The organism is Fluviicola sp. (assembly GCF_030151805.1).
Taxonomy (GTDB): Bacteria; Bacteroidota; Bacteroidia; order Flavobacteriales_D; family Crocinitomicaceae; genus Fluviicola.
In genome coordinates this window covers 1-9,834 of record NZ_JASLCN010000313.1, presented here as the reverse complement: position 1 = coordinate 9,834, position 9,834 = coordinate 1, and the positions used below count along the sequence as shown (strand labels likewise).

10 protein-coding genes are annotated in these 9,834 nt (G+C 41.2%); 7 read left to right on the top strand and 3 right to left on the bottom strand.

Annotated features, from left to right (window positions below):
• Nucleotides 1–531 precede the first annotated feature (531 nt).
• Complete coding sequence (locus Q1V93_RS12065; RefSeq protein ID WP_300665015.1) at nt 532–984, bottom strand: CYTH domain-containing protein; 453 nt, start codon at nt 982–984, stop codon at nt 532–534.
• Between the two features lie 308 nt (nt 985–1,292).
• Here Q1V93_RS12065 and Q1V93_RS12060 point away from each other — a divergent pair, with 308 nt between their 5' ends.
• The 7 genes from Q1V93_RS12060 (at nt 1,293) to Q1V93_RS12030 (ending at nt 8,746) form a co-directional block, all read left to right on the top strand.
• Entirely contained in the window at nt 1,293–2,285 is a 993-nt protein-coding gene (locus tag Q1V93_RS12060; protein ID WP_300665013.1) for a hypothetical protein, read from the top strand.
• The gene (locus Q1V93_RS12055; RefSeq protein ID WP_300665010.1) at nt 2,273–3,145 is read left to right on the top strand and encodes a hypothetical protein; all 873 of its coding nucleotides are present in this window, start codon (nt 2,273–2,275) and stop codon (nt 3,143–3,145) included. The genes Q1V93_RS12060 and Q1V93_RS12055 overlap by 13 nt, the downstream gene beginning before the upstream one ends.
• Nucleotides 3,130–3,840 (top strand): SDR family NAD(P)-dependent oxidoreductase, encoded by a 711-nt coding sequence (locus Q1V93_RS12050; protein WP_300665008.1) that lies wholly within the window; start codon nt 3,130–3,132, stop codon nt 3,838–3,840. Before Q1V93_RS12055 ends, Q1V93_RS12050 begins: the two co-directional genes overlap by 16 nt.
• 64 nt (nt 3,841–3,904) lie before the next feature.
• Nucleotides 3,905–5,761, top strand: coding sequence for a nucleoside-diphosphate sugar epimerase/dehydratase (locus tag Q1V93_RS12045; protein ID WP_300665006.1), 1,857 nt, complete (start codon nt 3,905–3,907; stop codon nt 5,759–5,761).
• A gap of 3 nt (nt 5,762–5,764) precedes the next feature.
• Complete coding sequence (locus Q1V93_RS12040; protein WP_300665004.1) at nt 5,765–6,172, top strand: thioesterase family protein; 408 nt, start codon at nt 5,765–5,767, stop codon at nt 6,170–6,172.
• Between the two features lie 164 nt (nt 6,173–6,336).
• Entirely contained in the window at nt 6,337–7,386 is a 1,050-nt protein-coding gene (locus Q1V93_RS12035; protein ID WP_300665002.1) for a toxin-antitoxin system YwqK family antitoxin, read from the top strand.
• Nucleotides 7,387–7,426: 40 nt separating this feature from the next.
• Nucleotides 7,427–8,746, top strand: coding sequence for a TIGR00341 family protein (locus Q1V93_RS12030; protein ID WP_300665000.1), 1,320 nt, complete (start codon nt 7,427–7,429; stop codon nt 8,744–8,746).
• A 121-nt stretch (nt 8,747–8,867) separates the two neighbouring features.
• Here the strand turns inward: Q1V93_RS12030 and Q1V93_RS12025 are convergent, their stop codons facing one another.
• Both Q1V93_RS12025 and Q1V93_RS12020 read right to left on the bottom strand, forming a co-directional pair.
• Nucleotides 8,868–9,626 (bottom strand): UDP-2,3-diacylglucosamine diphosphatase, encoded by a 759-nt coding sequence (locus Q1V93_RS12025; RefSeq protein ID WP_300664998.1) that lies wholly within the window; start codon nt 9,624–9,626, stop codon nt 8,868–8,870.
• Nucleotide 9,627: 1 nt separating this feature from the next.
• The coding region (locus tag Q1V93_RS12020) for a peroxiredoxin family protein (RefSeq protein WP_367183795.1) at nt 9,628–9,834 on the bottom strand (207 nt) is incomplete at its 5' end.

Below are 9,834 nucleotides of genomic sequence, written 5' to 3'. Positions count from 1 at the left end.
GCGAGCATTTATTTGTGCAACTTGTCCCGACTTTTCGGGATTTGCGGAAAAAAATCACCAGAATTCTTGTACAAAACTTAAAAATATACAATGAATGAAATTTCAGGTGATGACTTTTCGATAGAATTGATATTTAAACCTTTGTGTTCTTTCACTCTTTGAGGTTAAAATAAGGCTGGATTTATAAACCGCAGAAGAAAATGCGAAAGCATTTGAAGACGAAGACGCCTTTTTTATGAAAAGAGTGGTGGAGGTAAGCAGAGAGCAAAGATTTATAAGTTACCTGTGTTAAATACATAATTCCCCTTACCGGTCGCTTCTTTTTTTATAAACCTCTAAATCATTGATTTTCTTAAAAAGCGAGTACGGTAGCCGAGCAAAAAATCTGTGCATCTGTGGTAAATGGAACGTGTTGCACTTCAGAAAATAACTTGATTGCGAATAATGCAGATATCCGGATACATCGCGTTCCACATAATTTTATAAAAATATGTAATTGGAAAAGCTTACTGAGCAGGGGCGAAGTAAGCTTTAGGCTTTCTCAATCAACCGTGAATTGTAATACTGCACATCATCACTCACTTCTTCCCGGATCCATCCCGGAAGCTCAAACGCTTCATCTTCCGATTCCAGTTCCAGTTCAGCAATGATCAAACCTTCCAGTTTTCCGTGAAAAATGTCGATTTCCCATTTCTTTTCACCGATAATCAGATCAAAACGTTCTTTTTCGAGTACTTTCGGGCAAAAATTCTGTAACAACTGATTGGCATCTTCAAAGGGAATTTCATACTCGAACTCATCTCTCGAAATGCCGCTTGATTTTCCTTTGATGGTGAGATAACCTTTCTCTCCTTTGGTGCGGACACGAACTGTTTTCCCATCGATCTCGGAGATATAACCCTGCCGGATTTTTTTAGACTGAAGGTATTTGACCACGTCTAATAATTCATCTTTGACCAGGAATTTACGTTCTATTTCTTTCATTGTGCCAGATATTAGGGCTCTAAGACTTCAAGAGCTAAGAGTCAAGACTAATTTAGTTTCATTGAACTAAAGTTTTGGCTTTTCAAGTCTTAAAAGTTCCGTGTCCAATTTTGACTAATTTACGATAGATTTTGGGAAGTTCCCCGGATCGGATTAAAAATACGCATAGACATGTGTCTATTAGCCCAGTCACAGCAAGGGTTTTCGTGCGAAATGTCAGAATAATTACGACCTTGCAACCAATCAGGGATTGCTACAGATTAAGAAATATAGTTTGTCTATTCTCAATTTGACATTATCTTCGCAAGATGCAGGTAATTCTGACTTTCGACTATGAATTGTTCTTCGGAACGGCAACTGGAAGTGTTCAAAAATGTATGATTGAGCCAACCGACCGCTTGCTTGATCTTTCCCGCAGGTTTCAGATTCCGATGGTCTTTTTTGTCGATGTGGGTTTTCTGATCCGATTGTCGGAAGCCAAAGAAAAATTCCCGGAATTACAAACTGATTTTAACCATATTGCTTCACAGCTGCAGGAAATGGAAAGGTTGAATGGTGAAGTTCAGCTGCACATTCATCCGCATTGGGAAAAATCGTATTACGACGGTGAAAAATGGGTAGTTGTTACGGATGGAGCTTACAAATTGTCGGATTTTCCAGATGCTGAAGCAGAGTCTATTGTCCGGAAATACCATGCTTTTCTAAGCAGTCTGATCAAAAACAAGATAACCACTTATCGTGCCGGAGGATGGTGCATTCAGCCCTTTTCGCAAATAGAACAAGTTTTCCGGGAATTGGGAATCGTGTGCGATTCAACCGTGTTTCCGGGAGGAAAGTTTGAATCTGAGCATTATCAGTTCGATTTCACAAAAGTGCAGCCGTTTTCCAACCCTTACCGTTTTCAGTCCGTTGTGACAGAAGTGGTTTTAAACGGGCATTTTCTGGAAATTCCGATTGCATCGTGGGAATTTTCTCCTTTGTTCTATTGGAGGCTGTATATCTGGGGAAGATTAAACCCGAAAGACCACAAAATGATAGGTGACGGATCGTTTTTGGCACAACCGGGTCGAAAAAAATCGGTCTTATTGAATAAAACATGGAATCATGTGAGTTCTGATGGCTATTATGCATCTATGCTGAAAAAGCAGGTGAAATGTTACAAGAAAAGAGAGGTGAAGACTTTTGTAGTGATTGGTCATCCGAAAGGAATGACACGTTATTCACTTAAAAAACTGGAATCATTTATAGCAGATACGAAAACAAGTCATGAATACGTTAATTATTCCGCATGCATTTCGTAAAAGCAGATTCAAAAGAACTAAAAGAGCAGTGGGACCGATTGGTTTTTCAAAACAATGCTTCGGTGTTTTCCGAATCCGGGTACCTGGATGCCACTTCTGAAAACTGGATGATTTTGTATTCGGATGATCTGAAATCCGGAATGGCTTGTCCGTATGTGGTGAAAGGTGGTGTTTCCGTTTTGGTAACTCCTTTTTTCAACCGGTTTATGGAATGGATCGGAGAACCTGTTCCGGAAGAGGAATTGGTAAAGGTTCTGAAAAGCGAATTCAAGGTGGCAGATCTTCAGGTTGGAAGAGGTTTTAGCCTGAATCAACGCATTTATCAGCGATTGGAACCGGGAACCTTGAAATTGAATCAACAGGCGAAACGTTCGTTCAATAAAGCAAAGGAATTTTCCGTGAAGCAGGAAGTAATTATTCCGGTAATGATGCATTTACTGCAAACAGAACTGGCGAACAGAATTCATGGAATCAGTGCTGTTACACTCCCGATACTGGAAAAATTGGTGCTTCGTTACGAACATTCACGCCTCGGGCAGTTTAACCTGTACAAGGAAAATGACTGGTTGGGAGGAATCTGGATCCTGGAAACGGATTCAACCGTACTTTATTTAAAAGGAACAACAACTGAAGACGCTAAAAAGCTCGGAGGAATGTATAAATTAATGCTTACAGCTATCGAATATGCTGATTCTAAAGGAAAAGTGTTCGATTTCGGAGGTTCAAATGTCGAATCAGTCAGAAGGTTCAATCTGAACTTCGGAGCGCAGGATGTTGTATATTCACAATTGAGCTGGAACAATGCTCCGTTTTGGTGGCGGACATTAAAAATGATAAGAGATAAATGGACAAAAAAGTAATTTTAATTACCGGAGCAACCGGTGGTTTAGGTTCAGCAATGGTGAAGCATTTTGAAAAACAGGATGTGAAACTGGCTTTGCATACATTTCAGCAGGAACCGTTTGACGTTGCATGCGAACATGCGTGGTTCAAGGCCGATTTGAGAGACGAAAACCAGGTTGCGAACCTCATTGCAACCATTTTGGCAAACTTCGGAAAAGTCGATGTGTTGATCAACAACGCAGGAATTTCCCGGAACGGAATGAGCTGGAAATTATCACCGGCCGAATTCAATGAAGTGATTGCCGTGAATCTGACAGCTCCGTTTTTGTTATCTCACGGTTTGATTCCGGGAATGCGTTCAAGCAATTACGGACGGATCATCAATATTTCATCGGTTGTTGCACAAACCGGAGTTCCGGGAACAGTCGCTTATGCGGCAAGTAAAGCCGGTATTTTGGGAATGACAAAAACCATTGCGAAAGAGCTGGCAAGTCAGCCGATTACCTGTAATGCACTTGCCCTCGGATACTTCGATCAGGGAATGATTTCCGAGGTGTCGGAAGAGCTGCAGCAGCAAATCATTTCGCAGATTCCCAAGAACAAATTGGGGGGAGTAGAAACCATTTTATCTACGATTGACTGGCTTCTCACAGATGCTTGTGATTACGTGACAGGGCAAACCATTTCTTTAAACGGCGGGTTGTTTACCTGAGATTTTAGCTTAAATTTGTAATGATCAAAATGAATTCTGAATCGTGATATTTCCAAAGAAAAATATGCCCCGTTGGGTAATCGTGTGTATTGATTTGGTTATTTCAGCTGTTTCATTGTTAATAGCCTACTTAATCCGTTTTGACATCAAGGCGGACGCTGAAATGTGGTACAGTGAACTGGCAATTGTCCAATATTCGATCATCTTGTTTTTTGTAATTCGTTTCGTTGTTTTTTACTCGTTCGGAATTCAAAAAGGAATCGTCAGACACACTTCTACCTCTGATTTTAAGCGACTTTTTTTAGCAATCACCACCACATCTGTGATCTTTGCAATCATTGGAGTGGTGAGGTATTTCTGGATTGACGGTTACTACATGTTCCCGGTTTCGATCATCATCATCGAATACGTTTTCTGTTTCTTCCTGATGGCCGTTTCCCGCTTTGTGGTGAAATTGCTTTACCTGGAATCTGTCAAATCGGATATGGAACAGAAATTTGTATTGATTTACGGAGCAGGTGTTTCCGGATTGATTGCAAAAAGAATGATTGAAAAAGATACACGTATTCATTTCAAAGTTTTTGGTTTCCTGGATGATAATCAACGGATTTCCGGAAATCGGATCGAAGGAGCGGAAGTTTTTCATACGGATGAGTTAGAAGAGATTCTCGCAAAGAATACCATTTCACAAGTAATCATTGCCATTCAGAACCTGGCTCCGGAAAAACGGAATGTCATCGTTGAAAAGTGTATCAATGCAGGAGTTGAAGTGAAAAAAGTGCCGAGTCCGAAAAGCTGGATCAATGGAACCTTTACTTCGAAACAGATTGCACAGATCAATATTGAAGATTTATTGAGTCGTAATCCGATTGTTTTGAACCAGGAACAGCTGGCTACGGATTTGAAAGATCAGGTGATTCTGATTACGGGTGCAGCCGGATCTATCGGTTCAGGAATTGTCCGCCAGGTATTGGAATACGAACCGAAACTGGTTGTTTTACTGGATCAGGCAGAGTCAGCGCTTTACGACCTGGAATTTGAATTAAACCAATTGAAAGATATTCCTCCGTTTGAAATTGTAATCGGAGATGTGTGCAATGAAGAACGGATGCGTCGCTTGTTTGAAGCGTTTGATCCATCGTGGGTTTTTCACGCAGCGGCATACAAGCATGTTCCGATGATGGAAATGAATCCGTCTGAAGCAGTCCGAAACAATATCCAGGGAACAAAAATCCTGGTAGACTTATCGAATGAGATTGGAGTTTACAAATTTGTCATGATTTCTACTGATAAAGCGGTAAACCCGACGAATGTAATGGGAGCGAGCAAGCGAATTGCCGAAATCATTGCACAAGCTGCAAATAAGAATAAAACACAATTTATCACAACCCGTTTCGGAAATGTGTTGGGGTCGAACGGATCCGTTATTCCGCTGTTCAAACGACAAATCGAACAAGGCGGCCCGGTAACGGTAACGGATGAACGGATTACGCGTTATTTCATGACCATTCCGGAAGCGTGCCAATTGGTACTCGAAGCCGGAATTATGGGAAATGGCGGTGAAATCTATGTGTTCGATATGGGAGCATCGGTGAAAATTGTTGATCTGGCGAAAAAGATGATTCAATTGTCGGGATTGGAGCTTGGAAAAGACATTGAAATTACGTTTTCAGGTCTGAGACCGGGTGAAAAATTGTACGAAGAGTTGTTGAACGATGCCGAAAATGTTCAGGAAACCCATCACCCGAAGATTTTAATTGCAGCGGAAAGAAATGCAGATGATCAGGTGTTCCAGATTATTGATAACTTGTTGGATTCCGTTGGAAAGGTCGATAATCTGACTTTGGTAAAACAAATGAAAGAGATTGTTCCTGAGTTTGTTTCCAATAATTCGGAATACAGTGTACTAGATAAAAAATAAGTCATGTTAGATTCCTATAAATTACAAGTTCGTTTTTCAGACTGCGATATGATGCAGCACGTAAACAATGCAGTTTATCTGAATTACTTTGAAGAAGCCAGAATCCATTATTTCCGCCAAATGCTCGGTACTGACTGGGATTGGAGAAAAACCGGGGTCATTCTGCGAAAGAATGAACTGGAATATCTGAAACCTGTTTTCCTGCATGATCCGGTCGAAATTTTCGTTTACCTGAAACATGTTGGAGAAAAAAGTTTTACCTTGTCTTATGAAGTGAGAGTGCTCAAGGAAGTAAGAACGACAGGAACTTCGGTGCTGGTTTGTTACGACAGTGTAACGCAATCCTCCATTCAAATTCCTGCCCGAATGAGAGACGCCTTGAATAAACTTTCCCTGAAACTGGAACAATAGTTGTTAATTGACATCAGGACATTCGGATTTTAAGACGAAAGACTTTTGAGTCAAGAGTCAAGACTGATTTGGTTTCATTGAATCAAAGTCTTGTCTCTTTTATCTTGGCTCTATCTGTCTTACTGTAAAATTCTGAAGTCTTAAAATTCTAAAATCCAATAAAAATGAAAATCCTCGTTGCTATTTTTTGTTTGTTTTCTTTGGCGGTTTCTGCTCAGCCTAAGTTTGGTGTGGTGAGAAGAGATTCTGTTCCGTGTTATCAGAAAGCTGCAGACCGTTCAAAACAACGTTATACTGAATGGGAATGCGGAAAGATCGCAGGAGTAGTTGATTGTAACGAAAAGCTGGAAATGTCGCCGGATGGAAAGCGCGTAGTCACGAGTTCTCAGAAAATGCCTTTTTCCGGGGTTTGTGAAACCTGCCATATGAACGGAATCCTGGAGCGACGTGTGACTTTTGTAGACGGATTTTCAAACGGAATTGATACAACCTATTATAAATCGGGATGCATCATGGTGATTCGTTCTCACATCCAGGGAGTTGAGTCCGGGCGCTGGACGTATTTCAATGACTCAACACAGATTCCTGCCTGGGAGAAGAACTACGTCATGGGACAATTCGAAGGTCCGCAGGTTACTTACAACGCAAAAGGAGATACGGTCAAGCTTGAAAATTATGTTCAGGGAGTTCTGAACGGACCAAAAATTACGTACGATTCGAAAGGTGTGCGCAGTAAGCAGGTAAACTATGTGAAGGGCTTACTGGACGGACCGTTTCTGGTTTACAACCGCGCAGGAAAGATCATTGAAGAATTGACTTTCAAACAGGGAAAGAAAAACGGTGTTTTCAGATATTATTATGACGACGGCGTGCTTTTGAGAACGGAAAACTGGTTGATGGACGTGCGTAACGGGGAATTTAAAACCTTGTATTACAACCAGAAATTACAAAGTGTTGAAGTCTACAAAAAAGGCCTCAAGGAAGGATGGTTCGAAGAACGCTTCCCGGATGAAAAAGTGAAAAGTCGTGCTTTGTACAAAAAAGACATCCTGGTTGAAGAACATGTTTTTGACGAGCAGGGAAGAGAAATCCGCACATTCGGAGGAACAGCAAGTTCCGGAAAAGAAGACGATGCCATGCCAACCGCCAAAGGCAAAAAGGATAAAAAGAAAAAAACAAAAGAAGAACCGCCAAAACCGAAAGAAGGAGAATAAAAGAGCAGATACGGAAGCGACTTCGTTAAATCAAAGAGGTATGTTACAAAAACTAGTTGAATTTATTAACCTGAGGGACGAAGTCGAATCGCATGATTATATCCGGACTGAAATAGAAAAAGGAGTTGTTTTTAAAGGAACGAACTTCTGGGTGCTTTGTTTTGCCATCGTGGTTGCTTCTGTTGGCTTAAACACCAATTCCACAGCCGTAATTATCGGAGCAATGCTGATCTCTCCTTTGATGGGGCCGATCAATGCAATTGGATTTAGTATTGCCACTTACAATTTTAAACTATTCCGGAGAGCAGCTACCAACCTGAGTTTCGCAGTAGGATCGAGTTTGCTGGCTTCTGCGATCTATTTTGCACTCACGCCAGTTTCTACCGCGCATTCGGAACTTTTGGCACGCATTCACCCAACCATTTACGATGTTTTGATCGCTTTTTTCGGTGGACTTTCAGGAATTCTGGCCTTGTCCAGTAAAATTAAAGGAAATGTACTTCCCGGTGTGGCCATTGCAACTGCGCTGATGCCGCCTTTATGTACGGCCGGTTACGGTTTGGGAACAGGTCAGCTGCATTTCTTCTTCGGAGCAATGTATTTGTTTATCATAAATGCTGTATTCATTGCCTTGTCGAGCCTTCTGATTGTGCGTTATCTGAAAGTACCGCTTGCAACTGTTGTTCAGGATACGGAGCGAAAACGGACAAAATATCTGATTTACCTGATTATGCTGCTCACGGTATTGCCGAGCATTTATTTTGGCTACGAATTGGCACGGGAAGAAAAGTTCAAAGAACAAGCAGAGAAATATTGTATTTCGGTCAAACAAATGAACGGAAAGTTTTTGCTTGAACATTCGATCGACCCGGACAAACGTTTGGTGACGCTTGTGTATGGCGGAGATTCACTGACGCATCCGGAACGTGCTGCCATTCTGAAAAGAGCTTCCTGGTTTGAAGTTGATTCCAATGAGGTGGTGATTACGCAGGGAATTACTCTAAACAGGAGTCTGAGTAACAATACGGTCGTTGATAATTTAAAAGCTCAGAATTTGCAGATGGAACAGCAGCTGCGGGAAATTTCTGCGTTAAAAGACAGTGTAATCGGTTTTACGGATTCGGGGAAGCAGTTGTATGCTGAAATACATGTTCTGGAACCCTTGACCTCCAGCGTGAGTGTTTCGTCCGGAAAGTTCTTCAGAGATTCGACCAATCGAACAAATAGCGAAACAATTGTTTTGATCGGAACCGTAAAAGATTTAAAACAAGAGAAGAAAGGGCAGATCCGGGAATGGTTGTTCAAACGTTTGAAGAATTCAACTGTGAAAGTGTTTTTTTACAGGGAAGAAGTGAGATAATTACGAATTACGAATTACGAATTACGAATTACGAATCATTGATTCCGATAGCTACCAGAATTTAAACCTTTTGAATTATGGAACATTTTTTAATTAGGAATTAGGAATTAGGAATTAGGAATTAGTGTTTCCACTCCAACAACTTTGTTTCGAAGCCATCAAAAACAGCGTAAGTGTCATAATGAATCCATTCGCCTAAGTTGATGTATGTGGCACGTTCATTGATCTGAATAGTCATTGGAAGATGACGGTGGCCAAAAATGTAATAATCTTGGGGATTTACTTGTTCCTGCTCTTTGCAGTATTGTACCAGCCATTCCTTGTCTTCACCTAAAAACTGGCTGTCAGAATCTCCGGTAGAAATCCGGCTTTTCCGGGAGAAGTAGTTTGCCAATCCGATACCGAAATTCGGATGCAGACGTGCAAACAACCATTGTGACCATTTCGCGGCAAATACCTTCTTAATAAACTTGTATCCGCGATCTCCGGGCCCCAAACCATCTCCATGTCCAATTAGGAATTTCTGGTCGTTAAACACTCTTAAAATGGGTTCACGATAGATTTTTACTCCGAGTTCTTTCTCGAAATAATCGAACATCCACATGTCGTGGTTTCCGGTGAAGAAATAAACGGGAATTCCGCTGTCGGTCAATTCCGCAATTTTGCCTTGCAGACGAACAAATCCTTTCGGGATAGCGTGTTTGTATTCGAACCAAAAATCAAAGATGTCTCCGACGAGGTAAATTTCGTGCGCATCTTTCTGAACGTGGTTCAACCAGTCAATAATGCGTCTTTCTCTTTCCAAACTTTGCGCACCGACGGGCACGCCTAAATGGAAATCGGAAGCAAAATAAATTTTCTTTCCGTTTGGTAGTTCCATTTTAGAAGCCAAAAATGGTTTTAAGTGCTTGTTCTAATTCAACTCCGCGCAATTTGGTGTCGATGATATTTCCGTTTTTGTCTACCAAAACAGTGAATGGAATGGAAGAAACCTGGTATTGTTTTGCTACTTCATTCGACCAGTATTTTAAATCCGAAACGTGGTTTGGCCACGCCAGTTTGTCTTTTTCAATTGCAGCAAGCCATGG

Coding starts and splice junctions, on each gene's coding strand:
- Q1V93_RS12040 (WP_300665004.1), top strand. CDS start 5,765: ATGTTAGATTCCTATAAATTACAAGTTCGTTTTTCAGACTGCGATATG.
- Q1V93_RS12030 (WP_300665000.1), top strand. CDS start 7,427: ATGTTACAAAAACTAGTTGAATTTATTAACCTGAGGGACGAAGTCGAA.
- Q1V93_RS12025 (WP_300664998.1), bottom strand. CDS start 9,626: ATGGAACTACCAAACGGAAAGAAAATTTATTTTGCTTCCGATTTCCAT.
- Q1V93_RS12050 (WP_300665008.1), top strand. CDS start 3,130: ATGGACAAAAAAGTAATTTTAATTACCGGAGCAACCGGTGGTTTAGGT.
- Q1V93_RS12035 (WP_300665002.1), top strand. CDS start 6,337: ATGAAAATCCTCGTTGCTATTTTTTGTTTGTTTTCTTTGGCGGTTTCT.
- Q1V93_RS12055 (WP_300665010.1), top strand. CDS start 2,273: ATGCATTTCGTAAAAGCAGATTCAAAAGAACTAAAAGAGCAGTGGGAC.
- Q1V93_RS12045 (WP_300665006.1), top strand. CDS start 3,905: ATGCCCCGTTGGGTAATCGTGTGTATTGATTTGGTTATTTCAGCTGTT.
- Q1V93_RS12060 (WP_300665013.1), top strand. CDS start 1,293: ATGCAGGTAATTCTGACTTTCGACTATGAATTGTTCTTCGGAACGGCA.
- Q1V93_RS12065 (WP_300665015.1), bottom strand. CDS start 984: ATGAAAGAAATAGAACGTAAATTCCTGGTCAAAGATGAATTATTAGAC.